This is a genomic window from Streptomyces sp. DSM 116793 (assembly GCF_057320905.1).
Window position 1 is genome coordinate 2,959,767 of sequence record NZ_CM170494.1, and the last position, 21,188, is coordinate 2,980,954.

At 71.0% G+C, this 21,188-nt stretch carries 19 protein-coding genes; 10 read left to right on the forward strand and 9 right to left on the reverse strand.

The window, feature by feature from the left end:
- The first annotated feature begins 33 nt into the window (after positions 1-33).
- The 6 genes from ACSMXW_RS11695 to ACSMXW_RS11720 all read left to right on the forward strand — a co-directional run bounded on the left by ACSMXW_RS11695 (position 34) and on the right by ACSMXW_RS11720 (position 7,704).
- Complete coding sequence (locus ACSMXW_RS11695; protein WP_485805878.1) at positions 34-1,350, forward strand: aspartate aminotransferase family protein; 1,317 nt, start codon at positions 34-36, stop codon at positions 1,348-1,350.
- Between the two features lie 102 nt (positions 1,351-1,452).
- On the forward strand, positions 1,453-2,082 hold the full coding sequence (locus ACSMXW_RS11700; protein ID WP_485805880.1) for a LysE family translocator: 630 nt from the start codon (positions 1,453-1,455) through the stop codon (positions 2,080-2,082).
- A 50-nt stretch (positions 2,083-2,132) separates the two neighbouring features.
- Positions 2,133-3,170 carry an SGNH/GDSL hydrolase family protein gene (locus tag ACSMXW_RS11705; RefSeq protein ID WP_485805882.1) on the forward strand — a complete coding sequence of 346 codons (1,038 nt, stop codon included), beginning with the start codon at positions 2,133-2,135 and terminating at the stop codon, positions 3,168-3,170.
- 241 nt (positions 3,171-3,411) lie between these two features.
- Positions 3,412-5,595, forward strand: coding sequence for an iron-containing redox enzyme family protein (locus ACSMXW_RS11710; RefSeq protein ID WP_485805884.1), 2,184 nt, complete (start codon positions 3,412-3,414; stop codon positions 5,593-5,595).
- A gap of 48 nt (positions 5,596-5,643) precedes the next feature.
- On the forward strand, positions 5,644-7,479 hold the full coding sequence (locus tag ACSMXW_RS11715; protein WP_485805886.1) for a carbamoyltransferase family protein: 1,836 nt from the start codon (positions 5,644-5,646) through the stop codon (positions 7,477-7,479).
- Positions 7,480-7,542: 63 nt separating this feature from the next.
- On the forward strand, positions 7,543-7,704 hold the full coding sequence (locus ACSMXW_RS11720; protein ID WP_485805888.1) for a hypothetical protein: 162 nt from the start codon (positions 7,543-7,545) through the stop codon (positions 7,702-7,704).
- A 110-nt stretch (positions 7,705-7,814) separates the two neighbouring features.
- On the opposite strand, the gene ACSMXW_RS11725 is transcribed toward ACSMXW_RS11720, so the two are convergent.
- Complete coding sequence (locus tag ACSMXW_RS11725; RefSeq protein ID WP_485805890.1) at positions 7,815-8,399, reverse strand: TetR/AcrR family transcriptional regulator; 585 nt, start codon at positions 8,397-8,399, stop codon at positions 7,815-7,817.
- A gap of 197 nt (positions 8,400-8,596) precedes the next feature.
- Between ACSMXW_RS11725 and ACSMXW_RS11730 the strand changes: the two genes are divergently transcribed.
- Entirely contained in the window at positions 8,597-9,463 is an 867-nt protein-coding gene (locus tag ACSMXW_RS11730) for an alpha/beta fold hydrolase (RefSeq protein ID WP_485805892.1), read from the forward strand.
- Positions 9,464-9,580: 117 nt separating this feature from the next.
- On the opposite strand, the gene ACSMXW_RS11735 is transcribed toward ACSMXW_RS11730, so the two are convergent.
- Positions 9,581-10,390 (reverse strand): phosphopantetheine-binding protein, encoded by an 810-nt coding sequence (locus ACSMXW_RS11735; protein ID WP_485805894.1) that lies wholly within the window; start codon positions 10,388-10,390, stop codon positions 9,581-9,583.
- Positions 10,391-10,764: 374 nt separating this feature from the next.
- Here ACSMXW_RS11735 and ACSMXW_RS11740 point away from each other — a divergent pair, with 374 nt between their 5' ends.
- The gene (locus tag ACSMXW_RS11740) at positions 10,765-12,993 is read left to right on the forward strand and encodes a penicillin acylase family protein (protein WP_485805896.1); all 2,229 of its coding nucleotides are present in this window, start codon (positions 10,765-10,767) and stop codon (positions 12,991-12,993) included.
- 19 nt (positions 12,994-13,012) lie between these two features.
- On the opposite strand, the gene ACSMXW_RS11745 is transcribed toward ACSMXW_RS11740, so the two are convergent.
- Both ACSMXW_RS11745 and ACSMXW_RS11750 read right to left on the reverse strand, forming a co-directional pair.
- Positions 13,013-13,159: a hypothetical protein gene (locus tag ACSMXW_RS11745; protein ID WP_485805898.1), complete on the reverse strand. Its 147-nt coding sequence runs from the start codon at positions 13,157-13,159 to the stop codon at positions 13,013-13,015.
- Positions 13,159-13,455, reverse strand: a complete 297-nt coding sequence (locus ACSMXW_RS11750) for a hypothetical protein (RefSeq protein WP_485805900.1) — start codon at positions 13,453-13,455, stop codon at positions 13,159-13,161. Before ACSMXW_RS11750 ends, ACSMXW_RS11745 begins: the two co-directional genes overlap by 1 nt.
- A gap of 369 nt (positions 13,456-13,824) precedes the next feature.
- On the opposite strand from ACSMXW_RS11750, the gene ACSMXW_RS11755 reads away from it, so the two are divergent.
- Positions 13,825-13,959: a hypothetical protein gene (locus tag ACSMXW_RS11755; RefSeq protein WP_485805902.1), complete on the forward strand. Its 135-nt coding sequence runs from the start codon at positions 13,825-13,827 to the stop codon at positions 13,957-13,959.
- A gap of 91 nt (positions 13,960-14,050) precedes the next feature.
- Here ACSMXW_RS11755 and ACSMXW_RS11760 read toward each other — a convergent pair whose 3' ends face one another.
- The 4 genes from ACSMXW_RS11760 to ACSMXW_RS11775 form a co-directional block, all read right to left on the reverse strand.
- Positions 14,051-14,863 (reverse strand): lasso peptide biosynthesis B2 protein, encoded by an 813-nt coding sequence (locus ACSMXW_RS11760; protein ID WP_485805904.1) that lies wholly within the window; start codon positions 14,861-14,863, stop codon positions 14,051-14,053.
- On the reverse strand, positions 14,860-16,653 hold the full coding sequence (locus ACSMXW_RS11765) for an asparagine synthase-related protein (RefSeq protein ID WP_485805905.1): 1,794 nt from the start codon (positions 16,651-16,653) through the stop codon (positions 14,860-14,862). The genes ACSMXW_RS11760 and ACSMXW_RS11765 overlap by 4 nt, the downstream gene beginning before the upstream one ends.
- A 104-nt stretch (positions 16,654-16,757) precedes the next feature.
- Positions 16,758-16,940: a lasso RiPP family leader peptide-containing protein gene (locus tag ACSMXW_RS11770; protein WP_485805907.1), complete on the reverse strand. Its 183-nt coding sequence runs from the start codon at positions 16,938-16,940 to the stop codon at positions 16,758-16,760.
- A 437-nt stretch (positions 16,941-17,377) separates the two neighbouring features.
- Positions 17,378-18,598, reverse strand: a complete 1,221-nt coding sequence (locus tag ACSMXW_RS11775) for an ROK family transcriptional regulator (RefSeq protein ID WP_485805909.1) — start codon at positions 18,596-18,598, stop codon at positions 17,378-17,380.
- A 250-nt stretch (positions 18,599-18,848) separates the two neighbouring features.
- On the opposite strand from ACSMXW_RS11775, the gene ACSMXW_RS11780 reads away from it, so the two are divergent.
- Positions 18,849-19,481, forward strand: a complete 633-nt coding sequence (locus ACSMXW_RS11780; protein ID WP_485805910.1) for a maleylpyruvate isomerase N-terminal domain-containing protein — start codon at positions 18,849-18,851, stop codon at positions 19,479-19,481.
- A 160-nt stretch (positions 19,482-19,641) separates the two neighbouring features.
- On the opposite strand, the gene ACSMXW_RS11785 is transcribed toward ACSMXW_RS11780, so the two are convergent.
- A complete protein-coding gene (locus ACSMXW_RS11785) occupies positions 19,642-21,099 on the reverse strand; it encodes a glycoside hydrolase family 88 protein (protein WP_485805912.1) in 1,458 nt (485 codons plus the stop codon).
- Between the last annotated feature and the right edge of the window lie 89 nt (positions 21,100-21,188).

Genomic DNA, 21,188 nt, shown 5'->3' on the forward strand with positions numbered 1-21,188 from the left:
GTGAACCAAGGCCCGGACGACAAAGGGAAACACATGACGCATGTGGTGTACAAAAACATAAACCATGCGCCTTTGTGGGCGGTGACGGGTGAAGGCTCTTACCTCGTCGACAGAGCGGGCAACCGATACCTGGACACCTGTGGCGGCGTGGCCGTCTCCAGCCTTGGACACCGGCACCCCCGGATATGCGCGGCCATCGAGCGGGAAGCACGCCGACTCGCCTGGGCGCACGCGGGCAGCTTCACCACGGATGCCGCGGAGGAACTGGCGGAGTTGCTGGTGTCTCGCTCGGGCGGCCTGTCATGGGTGCAGTTCCTCTCCGGCGGGTCCGAAGCAGTCGAGCTGGCGCTCAAAATCGCCTACCAGTACCACTGGGAACGCGGCCAGAGCGAACGCCAGGTCTTCATCTCCCGGCGGCAGAGCTACCACGGCAGCACCATGGCGACCCTGGCGCTGTCCGGGAACGCCCAGCGCAGGTCGATCTTCGAGCCGTTCCTCGGCGACGGCGAGTTCGTCTCCCCCTGCTACGCGTTCCGCGATCAGCAGCCGGGCGAGTCCGACGACGCCTACACGACGCGGCTGGCCGCGGAGCTGGACCAGCGGATCCGGGAGACAGGCCCGCACCGCGTGGCCGGTTTCATCGCCGAGACGGTCGTGGGGTCGACCAACGGAGCCGTGCCTGCCGTCGCCGGATACCTCACGAAGATCAAGCAGGTCTGTGATCGGCACGGAGTCCTGCTGATTCTCGACGAGGTGATGGCCGGAATGGGCCGGACCGGACACCACTTCGCCTACCTTGAGGACGACGTCACGCCCGACATCGTCGCGATCGGCAAGGGGCTGGCTGCCGGCTACCAACCGATTTCAGCCGTCCTGACCACCGACGACGTCCACCGCGCCCTGGCGGAGGGCTCCGGAGTGCTGCGCAACGGCCAGACGCACGTCAACCATCCGCTGGCGTGCGCCGTCGCGCTTGAGGTGCAGCGCACGATCCTGGAGGAAGACCTGCTGTCGCACGTGCGGAAACTCGGTGAGCAACTCCGTACGCACCTGGCGGAGAGGCTCGCGGACGCACCCTTCTTCGGCGACATCAGGGGCCGGGGTCTGTTTCTGGGGATCGAGTTCGTCGCGGACCGCTCGACGAACGCTCCCACCACGGGCGGCAACGAACTGGTGGGCGCGTTGAAGGCGGAGGCCTTCAAGCGCGGTCTGCTGATCTACCCCGGTTCGGGGACCGTCGACGGGGTGCGCGGGAACCACGTTCTCTTCGCCCCTCCCTTCACCGCGAAACCGGAGGAGGTCGAGGAGATCGCCGAGCGCTTCAACGACGTGGCCAGGGCGTGCTTGTGAAGCCTTTGTCGTGCTGTGGCCGCACCGGTGCGAGCGCCACGGCGTAAGGGAGGTCCGCCCGCCGGCGGCCTGGAAGATCCATGGTAGTGGGGGAAGCAAGAGGTGAACTATCTCTCGCTCATCTTGTTCGTGGTCACCACGACGGGCACGCCAGGGCCCAACAACATCATGATCATGAGTTCGGGGGCCACCTACGGCGCACGCCGGAGCCTTCCGCATGTCGTCGGGATCAACGTGGGTTTCCCGCTGATGGTGGTGGGCGTGGGGCTCGGACTCGGCGAAGTCCTGCTGACCTGGCCGGTGATCTACGACATCCTCCAGCCGGTCGGCGCCTGCTACCTGCTCTACCTCGCCTTCCGCATAGCCACGTCCTCTCCCGTCCCCTCGGACGACCAGAGCCGGCGGAAACCGCTGTCCTTCACGCAGAGCGCGCTTTTCCAGGCGGTCAACCCGAAGGCGTGGGTGATGATCGTGGGTGCTCTCGCCACCTATGCCACGACATCCAGTGGCTACTGGTGGCAGGTGGGTGTCATCTCACTGGTGTTCCTGGTGTTCGGGACGCCCTGCACCGTCGCCTGGATGCTGCTCGGCGTCATGGCGAAGGGGACACGCGTCACCGCGCATCCGCTCCGGCTCCGGGTCTTCAACGCGGTGATGGCCGGGCTGCTCGTTCTCTCGTTGATTCCCGTGGTCGGTGAGATCGTCCGCTCCTGGACGGGGGGAGACGGCTGACGGGAGAGAGCCGTGCCGATCCGACGACCTGGTCACGACAGGAGATTCCGATGTCCCACCGCCGCACCCTGACGCCTCATATGCTGCAGTACGCGGAGAAGTTCGACGATCGCGGCGAGATCCGCTGGCTCCCCTACCTGATGTACTTCCACGCGGCCGGCCACCGCTCCGAGGTGGTCAACACCGATGGCCTGGGATTCCGCATCTCGCACGGCCCCGACGGCCGGCGGGCGTCCGTCGGCGGGTCGGTTCCCGAGGGACCCGTACGGCTGCTCGCCGGGAGTTCCACGGCCTTCGGCATAGGCGCGAGCAGCGATGCACACACCTTGTCGTCCCGTCTGTGGTCCAGACACGCCGGCTCCCTGCCCTGGCTCAACTTCGGGGGGCGCAGCCACAATTCCACTCAGGAGCTGCTGCTTTTCCTGCTTTACCACCACCTTCTTCCCGAGATCGACGAAATCGTGATCTTCTCGGGTTTCAACAACCTGGGCCTCAGCCGGCTGCCCGCGGCCACCCGCGGAGACCACGGCGCCTTCTTCAACTGCACCGAGTTCTTCGAGCAGATGGCCGCGCTCAACGAGAAGCACCGCAGGTCCGCGGCCGGCCGCGGCTGGGGCGGAGGGCGGCGCCGCACGAGGTCCACCGGGGCCGACACCGCGGACACCGCCGTACCGGACCTGCCGGAGCAGATCGACATCGCCTCCGACCTCACCCTGCGCCACCTCAGAAGCTGGCGCATCCTCGCCGAGGGACTGGGCGCCAGGCTGACCTTCGTCCTCCAGCCGCTCGCCACCTGGGTCCGGGACGAGCCGGCTCCCCAGGAGAAGCTGCTCTTCGAAGAGCTGGACGCCATCGCCGACTTCGGCAAGGTCTACGGCGACATCTCCTCCATGGCGGCCCAAGAGGCCTACTCGCAGGCGCTGAAGACCGGCTGCGAGCGGATCGGTGTGCGCTATTTCGACCTCACCCCCGTGCTCGGCGAGGCGATCGGCAAGGAGGACTGGCTCTTCGTCGACCGGATCCACTTCACCGACGAGGGCCACGACCGCGTCGCGCGTCTGCTGGCCGAGCACCTGTCCCTGTCCTGACCCGCCCCCCCACGGGTCGGGACAGGGACACCACCTGCGCGACCGCCCCCGCTCCGCGGAATGCGTCTCGGCGCCCGTGAGGGGTGCGCCGCTCCCACTCCACCACCGGAAGGAGGACACCCGTATGTCTTTTCTCCGCAGGTTGATCAACAAGCTGTTGCGCCGGAAGCCCGAGCCCAGGAACGACGCGTCCATCTATCCCATGTTCTGAGCCCGGGAGCCGCTGAGAGGAGCGCGGAGAATGTCAGCACCGTCCACGGGGGCCGCCTCGCCCCGCGCCGTTCGGGTGATGCCGTCTCTGGACGGGCCACGCGCCGTCTACGTGCGGGCCGGTGATCCCGAGGCGGCACCGCCCGGACGGGATCTGCTGAGGCGGATCCAGGAGGAGTTGCACCGCGCTCCGAAGACCGTGGACACGCTCGACGTTCTGCGGGCACGCGCGGCGAACTGGTCGGCGGAGGAGACACGGCGTTTCGACCTCCTCCTCGGCTCCGCGGAGACCGCCGAGACCGCCGACGCCCTCCTCAAGAGGTCCGTTCTGTGCTGTGCCCCGCTGGCCCTGCTGTCCGGGGCCTGGCTGCAATGGCTGAGCAGCCCGGGCACCTGCGACGACGCCGCGGTCCTCAGCATCCTCGCGCTCTACGCCGGTGACCTCGGGGTGGGCAGGCCGCACGCCGCCCGCGGTGACGCCTACCTGGGCCTCATGCGCCACCTGAAGGTCTCCGAGAACGCCGTCCCCGTGAGCCGGCTCGCGGGCGAACAGCGGATCGGCGAGGAGCACTTCCACCTGCCCGCCCTGCTCCTCACCATGAGCAGGAGGCCGGACGACTTCACGCCGGAGATCCTCGGCGCCGACCTGTGCCTGCGGTCCGTGGGCCTGCTGCCCGTGCTCGGCCCCGTGCGAAGCGCGGCACCGACCGCCGCGGACTGGTCGGCCATCGACCCGGCCGGCACCCGGCAGGGCGAGTCACGCACGGGCGCCGAGCGCTGCCGCGCGGCCGTCGACGCCTTGGTGGCCGCCGGACCGGCCGGTACGGACGACCGCGTGCGGCTGGGCTTCGAGTGGGCCCTCTTCGCGCTCGGTCACTGGCACGACCGGCTCCACGAGGAACTCGACGCCGCCCGTGACCCGGCGTACGAGATGGCCGAGCTGGTGGCACTGCGGGCGCGCGAGGGATCCGTCTACCACGCCTCCTTCCAGCTGGAGGGCAGGCCCCTCTCGGCCTGGCTGAAGGCCGGCCAGAGCGACCCCTACCCCCTGCTGGCCGCGCTGTCCCGTAGCCGCCTCGTCAAACCGGGCCGGCCGGAGTCCAGCCCTCTGGTGGGCGGCCTGGTCGGCGAGAGGGGCCGGATGTTCCGGGTGTTCTCCCCCGAGGACCTCACCGTCATACGCCGCTGGATCGCCTCCCTGCCGAGCACGGGGCGGGAAGGCACCGGTGCGGGCGGGCCGGAAAGGCGCACCCCGGCCGTGCTCACGGCGTCGCGCCGACGGTTCACCTGGGACGCCGCCCCCGCCGACGAGGGCCGCGCCCCCGGGGGACTGAGGGAGGCGTACCACATGCTGTTGGGCCGCACGGTCACCCCCGCACTGCGGCGCTACGCCCTCGCATACGTGCACGGCTGGCTGGGCCGCTCCCGGCACGGCATGGACCGCGGTGCCCTGCCGCTGCCGGAGCAGTGGTCCCCGGGTGGCCTGCGGCCGTGGCTGCTCGGCATGCACGATCGGCACAGCGAGGACTTCGAGCGGCAGGGCGATCAGGAACTGCCCAGCCGGGCGGAGCTGATCGAGTCGACCGTGCAGTTGGCGCCGCTGACCTTGATCGACGGTGCCTGGCTCCAGGGCTTCACCGACTACGAACACGCCTCCTCGGACATCGGGTACGCGCTGTTCGACACCTACTGGGACGAACTGGGCAACGGCGAGGCCCGGCTGAACCACCCCCTGATCTACCGCGACGTGCTGCGCGAGATGGGTGTGGACCTGCCGCCCACGGCATCGCGGGAGTTCGCCGAGTGGCCGGGCTTCCAGGAACGTTCCTTCGAGCTTCCGGTGTACTGGCTCGCGATCGGCAGGTTCCCGCAGACCTTCATGCCGGAGGTGCTGGGGCTGAACCTGGCGATGGAGCTGTCCGGTGTCGGCGGCACCTACCGGCGGGCCCGGCTTGCGCTCAGGGAGTACGGCTTCAGTACCCGCTTCGTCGACATCCACAACACGATCGACAACGTCGCCACCGGCCACTCGGCCTGGGCCGCCGACGCCATCGACACCTACATGTCCGCTCTCACCGTCTCCCAGGGTTCCGGGGTGCTGAGCACGGCCTGGACACGGGTCCGCACCGGATACCGCTCGCTCAACCCGCCCTCGGGTCTCCGGGCGCGCTGGGCAGCGCGAACGGCCGCGCACGCGGCACGGAAGACCCGCTGAGCAGCCCCCGCTCTCCCATCCGCACCCTTCACTAAGGAGCGTCTTCCCGTGTCTGACCTGGTGCTGGGCATCTCGGCCTTCTACCACGACAGCGCGGCCGCACTGGTGTCCGACGGTGTTCCCGTAGCTGCCGCGCAAGAAGAGCGATTCAGCCGTGTCCGCCACGACCCGGCCTTTCCCGCGCGGGCCGTCGAGTACTGCCTCCGCGAGGCCGGCGCCTCGCTGGGCGACGTGTCCGCCATCGCCTACTACGAGGACCCGCGACTGAAGTTCCGCCGCGTGATGGCGACCTTCCTCGGTGCCGCTCCGAAGGGCTTCACCTCGTTCCGGAACACCCTGCCCGACTGGGTGTCGTGGAAGCGTCGCGCCACGGACGTCGTCCGCCGGCGGCTTGCCGATCTCGGACTCGGAGACGTGCCCGAACTGCGCGTGAGCCGTCACCACGAGTCGCACGCGGCCTCGGCCTTCTACCCGAGCCCCTTCGAGTCGTCCGCCGTGCTGTGCGTCGACGGTGTCGGCGAATGGGCGACCACGTCGCTGTGGCACGGTACCGGTGCCGAACTGCGGCCGGTCGCCGAGATCCGCTTCCCGCACTCGCTCGGCCTGCTGTACTCCGCGTTCACGTACTTCTGCGGCTTCAAGGTCGACTCGGGCGAGTACAAGCTCATGGGTCTGGCCCCCTACGGCAAGCCCCGCCATGCGGACACGATCCGCGCGGAGCTCATCGACATCAAGCCGGACGGGTCGTTCCGGCTCAACATGCGGTACTTCGAGTACCTGCGCGGCCAGGTGATGACCGGCCGGGGGTTCGAGCGGCTCTTCGGCGGACCACGGCGCACCCCGGAAGGCCCGCTCACCGAGCGCGAGTTCGACCTGGCGGCCTCGGTACAGGAGGTCACCGAGGACGTCGTCGTCCTGCTGGCGCGGCACGCCCGCGAGGTCACCGGAGAACGGAACCTCACCCTCGCCGGTGGCGTGGCCCTCAACTGCGTCGCCAACGGCAGGCTCATGGAGGAGCAGATCTTCGAGGAGCTGTGGATCCAGCCGGCGGCCGGCGATGCGGGAGGTGCCCTGGGTGCGGCCCTCGCCGTCGCCGTCGAGCGCGGCGCACCCCGCGCGCATGTGCGCTCCGGCCGGGACAGCATGTCCGGCTCGTTGCTCGGCCCGCGCTTCAGCGACGACGACATCGCCGCCTACCTGGCGGACCGGGGCGTTCCGCACACCCGGCTCCAGCCGGACGAGCTGCCCCGGAGGGTCGCCGCGGAACTCGCCGACGGCAAGATCGTGGGGTGGTTCCAGGGCCGGATGGAGTTCGGGCCGCGGGCACTCGGCGCCCGCTCGATCCTCGGCGACCCGCGGGACCCCGCGATGCAGTCCGCGATGAACCTCAAGATCAAGTTCCGGGAGTCCTTCCGCCCGTTCGCGCCCTCGGTCCTGGCCGAGAGGGCCAAGGACTACTTCGACCTCCGCCAGGACAGCCCGTACATGCTGATCGTCACCGGGGTGTCCCCGACCCAGCGTCTCGAGGTGCCGGACGCCCGGGAGGCGACCGGCCTCGACCGGCTCAGGGTGCACCGCTCCACCATTCCCGCGGTCACCCACGTCGACTACTCGGCCCGGGTGCAGACGGTCACCGAGGAGAGCAACGCCCTGTACCACCGCCTCCTGAAGGACTTCGAAGAGCTGACCGGCTGCCCGGTGCTCGTCAACACGTCCTTCAACGTGCGGGGCGAGCCGATCGTGGCCTCACCCGCCGAGGCCTACGCCTGCTTCATGCGTACGGACATCGACGTGCTGGCCATCGGGAACTTCCTGCTCCACAAGGCCGACCAGCCGGAATGGGTGGAAGAAGCCGACTGGCGCGAGGCCATCCCCCTCGACTGAACCCCTCGCGGTGTTCCGTCGGCGGCGTTCCGCCGAGAGCCGAGAAGAGTGAGGAGATCTCCGATGCGCAAGGCGCTCCTGGCCATCGTCTATGTCGTGCTGGTCACGCCCGCGGGATTCCTGGCGCGGTGCGTCCACGACCCGCTCGCCCGCACCTGGCACAGCAAGGCCGACACCTACTGGAAGCGGGCCGAACCTGCCGACGGCCCGGTACGGACCGGCTGATCACTCCCGCAGCTCCGGCCCGGCCCGGTGCTCCGGCCGACCGCACTCCGGCCGGCCGCGCGCGCCGACCGGGGCGACCGTGCGAGCGGTGGCCGGGCGGCCGCCGGGCCTCAGGCGGCGGGGGCGGGCAGCTGGGCCAGCAGCAGCGCCTCCGCGGCGGTGCGGACGCTCGGCGGTATGGCGGTGCCGCGGACGAGCGCGAAGGCCATCGCTCCGTCGAAGAGCATGACCAACTGCTCGGCCAGTTCCCGGGGCGCCCGCGCACCGGCGAGTGACGCCTGCTCGGAGAAGAAACCCTGAAGGCGCAGTTTGTACTCCTTCGCGAGCGCTCGGCCCGGGTGGGCGGGGTCGCTCAGCTCGCCGGCGGCGTTCACCATCGGGCAGCCCCGGAAACCGGGGCGGGCGGATTCGGCCTGCTGCGACGCGAAGACCGCGAGGATCCTGTCGACGGGTGTCATGTCCGTGTCCGCGGACGACGGGAGCCCCGCGATCGTCTCCTCGCCGATGGCGCTCAGGTAGGCCACCACCAGGTCGTCCTTGCTGGCGAAGCGCTGGTAGAGGGTCCGCTTGGAGACGGGGACCTCCTCGCTGATCCGGTCCACGCCGACCGTGCAGATGCCTTCGCCGTAGAACAGCTCCCCGGCGGTCTTCAGGATGCGTTCGCGGACCTTGTCGGGCTTCGAAGTATCGCTCACACACACCACCGTATCTCTGCGCTTGCCTCCAGTAAACAAATCGGTGTACCTTCCCAGGCAGGAAACAGATCTGTTTACTCGCCGCTCAACGACTACACCTGCCCCGCGACCTCCGTGGACCTCCGCAGGGGAGCCCGCGGCAGTGAGCGCACCAGCCCGGCCCGCCAAGCGCGGCCACAGGCGAAGGGAAGCCCGAGATGACCCAGACCGCTACCCAACTGACGGCACCCAACCAGTCCGTCGAGGCCGCGGACGGCGTCAGATACACGTATCGCCGGTACGGCAACACCGCCGGCACCGCCCTGCCGCTGCTCCTCCTCCAGCACTACCGCGGCAACCTCGACAACTGGGATCCCGCACTGGTGGACGCCCTCGCGGCACAGCGCGAGATCGTCCTCGTGGACAACGCCGGCGTCGGCGGTTCCACCGGCGCCACGCGCGCCACCGTCCAGGACATGGCCCAGAGCGTCGTGCACTTCACGAACGCCCTCGGACTGAAGGAGTACGACCTCCTGGGTTTCTCGTTGGGCGGCTTCGTCGCTCAGGTGCTCGCCGTGATCCGCCCGCACCAGGTGCGTCGGCTGATCCTCGCCGGCACCGGCCCCGAGGGCGGCAGGAACATGCCCGGTGCCACGGTGTGGACGGGCGACCTGCTGCATTCCCTCATCGTCGACGAGCCCGGCGCAGAGGACGTCCTCCGCCTGTTCTTCGAGCGCACCGATTCCAGCAGGACCGCGGGCAGGGAGTACATCCAGCGCATCTTCACCCGCGACACGGACCGCGACGAGCCGACCGACCTCGTGACCCGCGACGCGCAGTTCACCGCGATCATGAGCTGGGGCGTTCCCGACGAGACGCGCCTCGCCCGGCTGGCCGCCATCACCCAGCCGACCCTGGTGGCCAACGGGGACAACGACGTGGTCGTCCCCACCGAGAACACCTACCGTCTCGCCGAACACATACCCAACGCCCACCTCCGCATCTACCCCGACGCGGGCCACGGCTTCCTCTTCCAGCACGCCGCGGAGTTCGCCGCCGACGTCGACACCTTCCTGGGGCGCTGACGCGCTGCCCACCGCGGCAGGCGCCCGGCGGGCCCCTTCCGCTCAGGTGGCGGCACCCGCACGGCCCCGGTGGGCCGACGACGGTCGACCGGCGACGGGACGAGGCGTTCTCCCTGGTCACCTCGTAGCCGTGCTGGAAGGACTGCTCCCATGCGAACCCGCAATCCGAGGACACGGCGGGGTGGTCTGTGCGGCCGAGCGGGACGGACAGCTCCGCCGCCATCTCCTGGCGGGGGTTCCGTTCACGTCGGGGAAGCGGGTGCGCAGCGACTCGTGCCGTGCGACCACCCTGTTCAGGGCCGCTTCCAGGGTGGCCGCGTCGAGTGGTCCGCGGATGCGCAGCGCGATCATGTTGTTGTAGCTCGCGGGATCCTGGATGACCTGGTCGAGGAGCCACAGCCGCTGCTGGGCGTAGGAGAGCGGGATGGCTTCCGGGCGGGGCACCGGGGCCAGGCCCGGTACCTCGCGTCGGGCGGCGCCGCGGACCTCGCCCGCCAGCTCGGCGACGGTGGGGGCCTCGAACAGCGCGCGCAGCGGCAGGTCCACGCCGAACGCCTCGCGCAGCCGGTAGACGACCTGCGTCACCAGCAGGGAGTGTCCGCCGAGCGTGAAGAAGTTGTCCGAGCGCCCCACCTCGGGGACCCCGAGCACGGTCTGCCATACCTCGGCGATCTTCTTCTCGTGCTCGTCGCGGGGCGGCTCTTTCCCGCGGCCCACCGCGTCGGGTGCCGGGAGGCGTTTGCGGTCGGCCTTGCCGTTGGCGGACATCGGCAGTGCGTCGAGCATGACGAAGAGCCCCGGGACCATGTGTGGGGGCAGGGTGCGCCGCAGGTCCCGGCGCAGGGCCTCCGGGTCGGGCGCATCCTTCGCCGGGACAACGTATGCGATCGGTTTCGGATCGTCCCGCCCCGCGGTCACCCCGTGCATCGCCGACGTTGCAGGTGCGTTGAGAGAACGTTGAACCGCAGGTCGGCGGGTCCGCGAGGCACCCGGAAGACCCCGACGAGGCCGCCGCCCTCACGCGCGGTTCCATGGGACCGGTGGATCCTTGCCGACCGGGGCGAGGGCAGGCCGGGAAGGCGGCGGTCGGCGGACAGCGCCCGGCTGAGGCCGTATCCCTCCGGGTGAAGCGGTTGAGTGTATTGCGCACGCATAGCGGCCGTGGTTGGCTCGCCCGGTGACGCTTCCGTGGGCCGGCGAGCGTGCTTGTGTGAGGGGACACCGCGGGACGCGCTGCGGGACCTGCCGGGCAAGCCGGTGGCGGTTTCATCCGTGACTCTCGACGGAAGGTGGGGCGATTCATGAGCCACGCACAGCACACAGGGTGGAGCCGGCGCCGCGTCCTGGGCGGCGCGGCCTCACTGGCCGCCGCCGCGACGGTTCTGCCGGCCGGGGCCGCGTCCGCGGCGCCCTCCGAGTCCGATGCGGCCCGCTGGCGCCGGCACGCCGCGCGGGTGACGATCACCCGCGACGACTGGGGCGTGCCGCACGTGGTGGGCGAGAGCGACGCCGACGCGGTGTTCGGGATGATGTACGCCCAGGCCGAGGACGACTTCAACCGCGTCGAACACAACTATCTGGTCGCCCTGGGCCGTCTCGCCGAGGCGGAGGGCGAGAGTGCGATCTGGCAGGACCTGCGCCAGCGGCTGTACCTGGACCCCGAGGCGCTGAAGGCGGACTACGCGAAGGCCCCGGTCTGGTTGCGGGCGCTGATGCGGGCATGGGCGGACGGGTTGAACTACTACCTCGCGACACACCCCGAGGTACGTCCGCTCGTGCTCGACCGGTTCGAACCCTGGATGCCGTTGAGCTTCTCGGAGGGCAGCATCGGCGGCAACATCGAATCGGTGCCGCTGACCCAGCTCGAAGCCTTCTACGGCAAGCGGCCGGTGGCGATGACCGACGAGGAGCGCGGGCTGCGGTTCCGCGAGCCCACGGGATCCAACGGCATCGCGATAGCACCGAGCCACACCCGCGACGGCCACGCACTGCTGCTGATCAATCCGCACACCAGCTTCTTCTTCCGCTCGGAGCAGCACGTGACGAGCGGGGACGGGCTCGACGCCTACGGTGCCGCCACCTGGGGACAGTTCTTCATATACCAGGGCTTCAACCGGCACACGGGGTGGATGCACACGACGAGCGGCGTCGACAACGTCGACGACTTCGCCGAGACGATCGTGACCGGGACGCACGGGAAGCTCTCCTACCGCTACGGCGACGAACTGCGCCCGGTGACGACGAAGAGGGTCACGCTCTCCTTCCGCACCGCGGACGGCGGGCAGTCGACACGCAGCTTCACCACCTTCGCCACGCACCACGGCCCGATCGTCCGCGAGGCGGACGGCAAGTGGATCGCCTGCGCCCTGATGAACCGGCCCGTCGAAGCACTGGAACAGAGCTTCCTGCGCACCAGGACACGGGATTATGCGGGCTACCTCCGGGTCGCCGGGCTCAAGGCGAACAGCTCCAACAACACCGTCTTCGCGGACTCGAAGGGCGAGATCGCCTTCCTGATGCCGCAGTTCATGCCGGTGAGAGACGACCGCTTCGACTACCGCGAGCCCGTCGACGGCAGCGACCCGGCGACCGACTGGCACGGACTGCACAGCCTGGCGAGCATGCCGCAGGCCGTGAACCCGGAGAACGGCTGGGTGTACAACTCGAACAACTGGCCCTGGACCGCCGCCGGGGCGGACAGCCCCCACGCGGCGGACTACCCGCGCTACTTCGACCAGGTCGGCGAGAACCCGCGCGGGCCGCACGCGATCCGGGTGCTGACCGCGCGCGACGACTTCACCCCGCACACCCTGATCGAGGCCGCCTTCGACCCGTACCTCACCGCCTTCGCCCGGCTGACGCCGGGACTCGTCACGGCGTGGGACCGGCTGCCGGAGGACGACGGACGGAAGGCGAAGCTGGCGGGACCGGTCGGTCTGCTGCGCGACTGGGACCACCTCTGGTCCGCGCAGTCCGCCGCCACGTCGGTGGCCGTGTTCTGGGGTGAGGCGCTGTGGGCTCTCACGTCCCGGTCGGCCGCCGACGCCGGCATGTCGGTCTGGGACTACATGGCCGACCGCGCCACCGACGCGCAGCGGCTCGACGCGCTGGAGACGGCGGCGGACCGGCTGGTGCGGGACTTCGGCGGCTGGCAGGTGCCGTGGGGCGACATCAACCGCTACCAGCGCAACGACGGCGCCATCGTCCAGGAGTTCAGCGATGCCAAGCCGAGCATGCCGGTGCCCTTCACCTCGTCGCGGTGGGGTTCGCTCGCGGCGTTCGAGGCCAAGCGCTACCCCGGAACGAAGCGCTACTACGGCACCAGCGGCAACAGCTTCGTGGCGGTGGTGGAGTTCGGGCCGCGCCTGCGCGCCTGGGCGGTGACGACGGGCGGCGGGAGCGGGCACCCCGACTCGCCGCACTTCGACGACCAGGCCGAGCGCTACGCGAAGGGCGACCTGCGCCCCGTCTACTTCCACCCCGATGACCTCGCCGGGCATACCGAGCGGAGGTACCGGCCGGGCAGGTGAGGCGTCGCCGCGCTACCGATCACGAGGACGAGGTGAGGAAGCCGCCGATCTCGCGGGCCACGGTCTCGGGTTCGTCGAGCATCGACAGCACGTACGCGCGGGGCACGTCGGAGTACCCTCCGGCGGGGAGCAGGTCGGCCGGACGGCGCCCGTGCCCGGGCGGCATCACCCGGTTGTCGGGTGACCACAGGACCAGTGCGTCTCCGGTGAACCGCCGCGGTGCCTGCGTGTCGCGGACGAGGTGTCCGCCTTGTCGGGGGGTCCGCGGCAGTAGGCGAGCAGGTCGCGCCGGACTCCGGCGTCGCGCAGGAGCGGCCCGGTCCAGCGACGCACGAGAGCGTCGGGGAGGCGGCGCCGTGCCATCTGCCCGAACGCCACCGGAAGCCGGCGGATCCAGCCGACGTGGATCCGCCGGGCGACGAGCCGGAGTCCGCTCGGCAGCCGCGCGGCGAGCCCGATCATCCTGCCGGGCAGGCCGGGCTGGACGTTGTCCCTCCCGCCCCCGCGTCACCACCCGCGCCTCCGCCCGCGCCGTCGCCCGAGATTTTTTGAACTTTCTTGCCGTTGCTCGTTCGAGCGCGTCCCGGCTCAATTTGCGGTCACGTCGTACCTGGCCCCACCCAGGGTTTTTCAATTCGAGGAATCGCGCCTTCGATATCTCCAACCGGTGTCATACATGGGGATTCCCTTGGCGTCGGCCCAGGCAGCAGGCCAGTTGTCTGCATGGGAAAACGGAGCCAGACTGGGGGCACGGCAGCGCTGCCGGCCTATTCGGGCCGACTGCTGGGCAGTTGTCCCGGGTTAATCACCTGGCGGGAGGAGGTGGTTTTCATGACCTGCACCGTAGGCCTTTCCATCCATGGCTCCATACCAGTGCGGTGGGTCCACGTACGGGCAATCATCGTCGTCATCGTTCTCGTCGTTCTGGGCGCTCAGGGCTACCTGAGCGCCGTGCGGCCCGGCTAGCGCGTGGTGTTGAGGAACCCGTCCGCCCGGTGTGGTCTCGCACTGTGCGGGCCCCGCGGGGCGGACGGGTGACGGGGAGGCGTGCGGCGCGTCAGACCCTGAGGGCCTCGCGGAACGAACGGCCGCTGTCCGGCTCCCCCGGAAGGGGTACGGGAGTGCGGCCGGCCTCGACCCAGGCGTGGAAGCGCAGGGCGTCGCCGCCGCTGCCGAGGCACCAATCCACACCGCGGCCTGCCGGGGCCAGCGCCATGACCGCACCGAGGGAGAGTTCCAGGCACGCCACCCGGCCCGGGTAACAGCGCGCCGCGTGCTGAACGGCCAGCAGGGCCCGTTCCGCCTGCGCACCCGTCGCCGTACGGCGGCCCAGGAGCCGTTTGACGACGGTGACGGCCCGCAAGGTGCCCCGAAAGGGCAGCCGCAGCAGGCACAGCGCGAGACCGAGCCCGACCAGACCGGCGAGGCGGTCCCGCCGGCGCAGGCTCAGGGGTGTCACGAGGGCCCTGACCGGGGGTCCCGGCGGTCGGACCCCTCCAGCGCGCGGCACCGGTCCGGCCGGCGACACGGGCCCGGCTTCCGGCGCGCGCTCCCCCGGGGCCGGTTCCGGGGCGGCCGGCCTGCCTACCGGCTTCCTCGGCGGCCCGGGCACCAGGAGGCCGCGCTTGAGCAGGGCCTCCGCCAGTGCGTACGCGTCCCTGCGGAGCCGGTGTGCGTGGGCGGCCGGCACGCGGGCGCTCACCGCGGCCACCGCGGCGTCGAAGTCGCCGGTTCTGCGGCACTCCTCCCACAGGTCGCGAGCGGTGCCGTTCATCACGTGCCACTGCCCGGTCCTGGTGTTGAGCAGGGTCGCTCCTCCGCCGGGCGCGTCCGTGCGGTGCACATGGCCGGGAACGCTCAGTGCCCTCACGGGAGTCCTCCTCGCTCAGCGGGTCCCGCAACCGCCGGGAGTCCCGCCTCGACGCCCAGCAGCCGGGTGAGCGCGGCATGGGGGGCACCCACTCCGACCGCGGCGCGTTCCAGCGCGGCGAGTACGGACCCGGGTTCGATGACGCCCAGTTCGGCCAGGCGGGACGAGGTCAGCAGGGAGCGCAGCGCGGCCGAGGCGGCGCGGGCTCCCGCGTAGTCCTCCGCGCTGTAGTCGCCCTTGGTCGTGCGGGCCAGCACCTCATGGGGCACGGCGCCCGCCAGGGCCCTGGTCAGCAGGGGCTTCGGGGCGGGCGGCGCGGCCCGCAGGTACGCGGGAAGGGCGAGGCCGGCACGGATCACGGCATGGTCCAGGAACGGCGCCTGCGGCCAGACGCCGAACTCCCGTGCGCATGCGGACAGATGGCGCTGCATCGCGGCGGAGGCAGCGAGTTCGCACCGCGTCCACTCCTCGGCCGGAGACGTCGGCGGCCCGCCCTGCGCGGTGGCCGCCCGCCGCGCGAGCTCCGCGAGGCTCCGCCGTACCGAGCGGGTGAGCCACAGAGCCTCCCCGCCCGGCTCGGGCCACCAGGAGATGGTGTCCAGCCAGCCCACGTCACGTTCCACCGGGCGCTCGATACGCTCGGCGAGCCGCACGAGGGCGGTGGTCCTGGACGTCCTGGACAGCCGGAGCGCAGCCGCGACCACGGCCGCGGGGGAGACGTTCCGCTGCCGGGCGAGGGCCCAGCTGTCGCTCCGCAGTCGTCGCAGGGATCCCGGCCGGACGAGGTCGGCCAGGTAGGCGGCGGGCGCCGCGAAGAGGGCGTCTCCGCCCTCTCCACCGAGGTGCAGTCCCCCGCCGCGGGCCGCGATGCGGCGCAGCCGCAGCCGGGTGCGGGCGCCGGTGGCCGCGCCGGGCCGTGTGTCGTGGACGGCGCCGCTGCGGTCCAGGCCCTGGAAGGTCAGTTCGGTGGGGCCGCCGGTGATCGTCTCCAGGCGCAGCCTGGGATCGAGGCGTGCGTGTTGCTCGGCGTACGCGAGGTCGTCGCCGACGGATCCGGGGTGGTGGTAGACGAACACGTCCATGCTGCCGGGCCGGTGCTCCAGCGCCAGGAACGCGAGGGACGTGGAGTCCAGGCCGCCGCTGAAGTCGGCGGTCAGCCGGCCGGCGTGCGCGGCACGGACGCGGACGGCGTCGCCCAGGGCCGCCCGCACCCGCTCGGCCGCCTCACCGGCCGCGGCCTGGCGGGCCGTCGGCGGCGGGCCGTCGGGCGTCAGGGGCTCGTACGCGCGGCGCCGCAGGGTGCCCCGGTCGGTGACGTGCAGGACGTGGCCCGCACCCAGCCGCCGAACCCCTTCGACGGGGCAGCCGTCCCCGGTCAGGGCGGGAACCTGCGGACAGAGGATCCGTGCCGCCAGGAACACCGTGTCCGGGCGGGGCTCGATGCCGGCGGCCTCGGCCACCGCGGCAGGCCGGTCCGCGAACCAGAGCCGCCTGCCGTCGTGCCGGTAGTAGAAGGGGTACTGGCCCGCCACGTCCTCCAGCAGCGTCACCTCGCCGTCCCGCAGGAGGAGGCAGGCGTACGCGCCGGGCAGCCCGGTCAACGCGTCGGTGCCGCCGGAGCGCAGCGCCCGGACGGCCGCCCGCCGCAGCCGGTCTTCGTCGGCGAAGCACTGACCGATGACGGTCAAGGAGCCGCCGGGCACGGCGACGGCCCGCACCTCGCCGTCCCGCGGGCACCCGCGGAAGTGGACCGCCGCCCGGCCACCGGCCGCCGGGAACACGCCCACCATGTCCGGAGAGCGGGTACCGGCCGCGTCGGCGGGAGCAGGGGCGGTGGACGCGGATGCGGTCGGGGTTCCAGCGGGGCGGGCCGGCGGCGACGACACGTGGGCGCCTACCAGTAGTACTGGGAGTTGGCGTCGGCCCTGCCACTGCTCGAACTGCCGAGTGTCGCCTTGCGGACCGGCCCGAGGTCGATGACCACCGGTGGTTCGTACGCGTCGCTCGTCTCGGCTTCCTGGTTTCCCTCGGCATCGTCGATTTCGCCGGACGGGGAAGGGGGTGAGAATGAGGCCATGATCGCCACCTGATGACCTGGAACCGGTGCGCTGGGCGCATAAAAGATTCGTCCGGACTGCGTACGGTGGTGTCCCGGAGCAATGTCGACCATACCCGATGGCCGAGGGGAATTTGAAGCCGAGGACCATGCCCTGAGATCCGCGTGCGTGACGCGGCACGGATCCGCACGGCAATGCGCCCGGAAATGCGCCGGGCATTCCCGCGGCCCACATATCAATCTGAACGTCACATCCGGTCCGGGCGGCGGTCGGAATTCAATTTGTGAGATGCGGGGTGCGATTCCGCGCTCCCGGTCGTCACATCGCGAAACGGGTCGAGACCGCGGTCGGTGCCGGGCGCCGACTCGTGGCCCCGCGGCGCTCCCGACTCCCCGCCCCGCCTCTTCAACTCCGGCCGCCCCGCCGGCTTCGGCTCTCGCCGCCCCGCCTCTTCGGCTCACTCCGCGCCGTTCGCCTCGTACCAGCTCAGCCCGAGTACCAGCGCACCCTGTGCCTCGGCGAGCCTGTCGAGGGAGCTCAGCTTCAGCCTGAACTCGTCCGGCACGGCGCCGGCCAGCGCGAAGCGGCGCAGGGACTCCCGGCAGGGCTCCAGCACGATGTCCCCGGCGGCGGCCAGGTGCCCGCCCAACACGATCAGGTTCGGATTGAGGAGGTTGCACACCTGGGCGAGCGCGAAACCGAGGTGGCGCCCGGCGTCCTGGAGCACGCGCAGGCACACCGCGTCCCCGGCCTTGGCCCGGGCGATCAGCGAGGGCAGGTCACGCGGCAGGTCGACGGCATGGGCCCGCAGCGCCTGGCGGACCTGGCCGACCAACGCGTCCCCGCCGACGAGGGTGTCGAGGCAGCCGCGGCCTCCGCAGTGGCACATCTCACCGTCCGGCCGGAGAGTGAGGTGGCCGATCTCCCCGGCCATCCCGCGCTGCCCCCTGAGCATACGGTTGCCGATCACCACGCCCGCGCCCACTCCCGTGGACGCCTTGACGTAGACCAGCGTCTCGTCGTCCTCGTCCGTCTCGTAGACCTGCTCGGCCAGTGCGGCGAGGTTGGCGTCGTTGTCCTGCACCGCGGGCACCTCGACCCCGGCGACCCCGCGCAGCCATGCCCCGAGCTCTCCGGCCGGGTCGTCGTCCGGGCTCCAGGGCCGCATGACCGGGGTGGCGAAGCGGTTCAGCCTGGGATGCACCATGCCCGGGACGGCCACGCCGAGGGACACCACATCCTTGAGGCCGAGGCCGGTCCTGTCCACCACGGAGCCGATCATCTCCTGGACGCGGGGCAGCACCGCGCCGAGTCCGTGGTCGGCACCGCCAGGCGTGTGCCGCACGAACACGTCGTCGTACGGCAGGTCCACTCGGCGGGCCACCACCGTCGCCTCGCCGTACCCGATGTGCACACCGACCGCGACGCCCTCCACGGGGCACAGCTGCACCAGTGCGGCCCGCCCTCCCCCTGCCGGCGACCCGCTCCGGTCCACCTGGAGGACGCCGTCCCCTTCCAGCTCCCTGACGACGCTGGACACCGTCCCCGAGGACAGCTGAATGCGGCGTGCGATTCCGGCCTGGCTGTCCGCCTTGACCATGACGGCGACGAGGAATCTCCGGCGGTTGGTCGCTCGTGTTCCGCTCCCGTTCTCCAGCAGACCACGTATCCGAATCATGGCTCCCCCCCTGCCGCCGGCGAGTTTCATATTACGGAACCAGACCCGTGGCAGGGTCCCGCGGTCTTCGAATTGAAGCCGAGTACGGTGCGGTCCGGTGGCGTTCGCCTCCGGGCCGGGGCCCAGAGGGCGCGGGGGTGGACCCGTCGGCTATGAAGGTGCCGCCGGCGTCGGTGGCCGGTCAGCGGGCCCGGTCGGCTCACTCGTACAGTGATGCACCGCGGGTCACATGTCGTCGAAGGGGGAAGTGATGATCGCGATCAGAGAGGCCTACCTGGAGGCGGCCGCGTCGGCGGCGGCGCTGCTCCAGAATCGGGCGGTCGCCGCGGCGTGGGATGAGCCCAGCGTGCTGAAGGAGTTCGGCGTGCACGGACTCGCCGGCCACCTGGCGTCGCAGGTCCTTTACGTGTCCCGGCTGCTGGAGGCCGAGGACGCCGATGCCGAGCCGCTGTCGGTCCTCGACTTCTACGCCAGGGCCGAGGCGTTCCACGTCGATGAGGATGCCGAGATCAACGTGCGCATACGGCGCGGCGGTGAGGCCGCGGCAGCCGGCGGCGCGGGAGCACTGGCCGGCGATGTCGAATCGGCGGTGTCCCTCCAGCGCGCCGCGCTGTCGGCGGCACCGGCCGACCGGGTCGTCTCGTTCGCCGGCACGCCGTTGCTGCTGGACGACTTCCTGTTGACGCGCATGATGGAGATCGTCGTGCACTCCGACGACTTGGCGCTGAGCGCCGGCATCACCACGCCGCCGCTCCCACCGCAGGTCTTCGAGCCGGTCCTCGACCTGCTGTCCCGTCTCGCGGTGGTCCGGCACGGGCAGACGGCCGTCCTGCGCGCACTGAGCCGGGCCGAACGCGCTCCCGCCACCATCGCGGGCATCTGAGGCCGAGGGGCCGGCACCCGCGCCGCTCCGGCCCGGCTGACATGGGCCGCTTCAGCCCGGCTGACATGAGCGGAGGGGTGGCCGGCAGCCAGGCGCCCCTCGTCTCACCTCACCTCACCCTCCCGCACGGATCCGCACCCGCCGTTCCGTGCCCGCTCTGTCACGCCGCTCCGGGCCTGCCCAGCAGCTCGTTCATGAGGAGGAACGAGCCGAGCCCGTGCAGGTCGTTGGTGGCGCGCGGACGCGCGAAGTAGAACGTCAGGTCGCCGACGTTGGTGCCGGTGCAGATGTCGGTGATGTCGACCAAGCCGTCCGGGCCGAGCCGGACGTGGTCGAGCACGCCCTGGTAGCCGCGCCGCACGACGTCGTCGTAGCGGTCGTCCACCACTCCGCTCGCCTTGGCGCTCGCGATGGTGTGGACGTACATCGAGGTCGAGGAGGTCTCGGTCCAGTTGCCCGCGGTGCCGCCCTTGTCGACCACCTGGAACCAGCGGCCGGTGGCCGGGTCCTGGTAGCGGGCGAGGGCGGCGATGAGGTCGCGCAGGATGGTGACGATGGCGGGCCGGTCGGGGTGGTCGGCGGGGAGGTGTTCCAGGGCGGTCATCGTGGCCATGCCGTACCAGCCCATGGCCCGGCACCAGCGCTCCGGAGAACGGCCGGAGACCGGGTCGGCCCAGGGCTGCGTCCTCGACTCGTCGTAAGCGTGCAGGAACAGGCCGCTCGCCTCGTCCTGCAGGTGGGTGCCGTAGACGACGAGGTTGTGTGCCGCCTCGTCGTCGACGTGGTCCGCCTCGCCGAACATGTGCCCGTAGCGGAGCAGGAACGGCAGCACCATGAAGGTTCCGTCGCCCCAGAGTTGGTTCCGGCGCGACGTCGCGTGCCAGAAGGCGCCGTCGGTGGTGCGGGGGTAGGTGTCGAGGCGGGTCCTGATCTGCCTGGCCGCGGTGGCGTAGCGGTCGTCGCCGGTTTCGGTGTACAGCAGGAGCAGGAGGTTGCCGGACTGCATGCTGTCCAGGCTGTTGAATCCATTGTCGATGGTCCCGGTGGAGTCCACGAAGCGGTCGACCCAGGCCTTGATGTAGGCGAGGTGGTCGGGGTCGCCCAACCGCTGGTGGACCAGGTACTGCCCGTAGAGGTAGAGGCCCTGGGTGTATCCCCAACCGCCCAGCTCGGTGGGGGTGAACCGGCTCATCGTGGAGTCGACGACGGCCTTGGACCAGTCGGCGGCGGCGCGCTGCCACGTGCCGACCGCCAGCCAGTCGAGGGCCGGACCGCCCGCCGCGGAGGTGGTGGTGACGCGCACCGTGTTGGAGCCGGGCCGCAGCACGGCCGGCGCGGTGACGGTATGCCAGTTGGAGGGGCCGCCGGTGGGCGTGAAGAGCTCGCCGGCAACCGTCCTTCCGTTGACGGAGAGGCTCAGCGGACGATCCGTGGTGCCGTCGGTCGCGTAGCGGAAGCTGAGCTCCTGCCGGCCGTGGCGCACCGCGTCGACCGTCCATTGCGCGTACGCGCCGGACTGAGCCGCGAAGGAGAGGTAGCCGCTTCCGGTGTAGCCGGGGTTCGCGGTCGCCACCTGCGCACCCGACAGGGTGGCCGACTCCGCCTGATGGACCGACACCGCCGGGACCTGCTCGGCCCAGTTATCGGATGTATCGGTACGGGAGTCCCCGAAGGCGGGCAACGCTTGCGTTGCCGACAAGGCCGCGA

Coding starts and splice junctions, on each gene's coding strand:
- ACSMXW_RS11695 (WP_485805878.1), top strand. CDS start 34: ATGACGCATGTGGTGTACAAAAACATAAACCATGCGCCTTTGTGGGCG.
- ACSMXW_RS11705 (WP_485805882.1), top strand. CDS start 2,133: ATGTCCCACCGCCGCACCCTGACGCCTCATATGCTGCAGTACGCGGAG.
- ACSMXW_RS11710 (WP_485805884.1), top strand. CDS start 3,412: ATGTCAGCACCGTCCACGGGGGCCGCCTCGCCCCGCGCCGTTCGGGTG.
- ACSMXW_RS11720 (WP_485805888.1), top strand. CDS start 7,543: ATGCGCAAGGCGCTCCTGGCCATCGTCTATGTCGTGCTGGTCACGCCC.
- ACSMXW_RS11730 (WP_485805892.1), top strand. CDS start 8,597: ATGACCCAGACCGCTACCCAACTGACGGCACCCAACCAGTCCGTCGAG.
- ACSMXW_RS11735 (WP_485805894.1), bottom strand. CDS start 10,390: ATGCACGGGGTGACCGCGGGGCGGGACGATCCGAAACCGATCGCATAC.
- ACSMXW_RS11740 (WP_485805896.1), top strand. CDS start 10,765: ATGAGCCACGCACAGCACACAGGGTGGAGCCGGCGCCGCGTCCTGGGC.
- ACSMXW_RS11745 (WP_485805898.1), bottom strand. CDS start 13,159: ATGCCGCCCGGGCACGGGCGCCGTCCGGCCGACCTGCTCCCCGCCGGA.
- ACSMXW_RS11750 (WP_485805900.1), bottom strand. CDS start 13,455: ATGATCGGGCTCGCCGCGCGGCTGCCGAGCGGACTCCGGCTCGTCGCC.
- ACSMXW_RS11755 (WP_485805902.1), top strand. CDS start 13,825: ATGACCTGCACCGTAGGCCTTTCCATCCATGGCTCCATACCAGTGCGG.
- ACSMXW_RS11765 (WP_485805905.1), bottom strand. CDS start 16,653: ATGGTGGGCGTGTTCCCGGCGGCCGGTGGCCGGGCGGCGGTCCACTTC.
- ACSMXW_RS11770 (WP_485805907.1), bottom strand. CDS start 16,940: ATGGCCTCATTCTCACCCCCTTCCCCGTCCGGCGAAATCGACGATGCC.
- ACSMXW_RS11775 (WP_485805909.1), bottom strand. CDS start 18,598: ATGATTCGGATACGTGGTCTGCTGGAGAACGGGAGCGGAACACGAGCG.
- ACSMXW_RS11780 (WP_485805910.1), top strand. CDS start 18,849: ATGATCGCGATCAGAGAGGCCTACCTGGAGGCGGCCGCGTCGGCGGCG.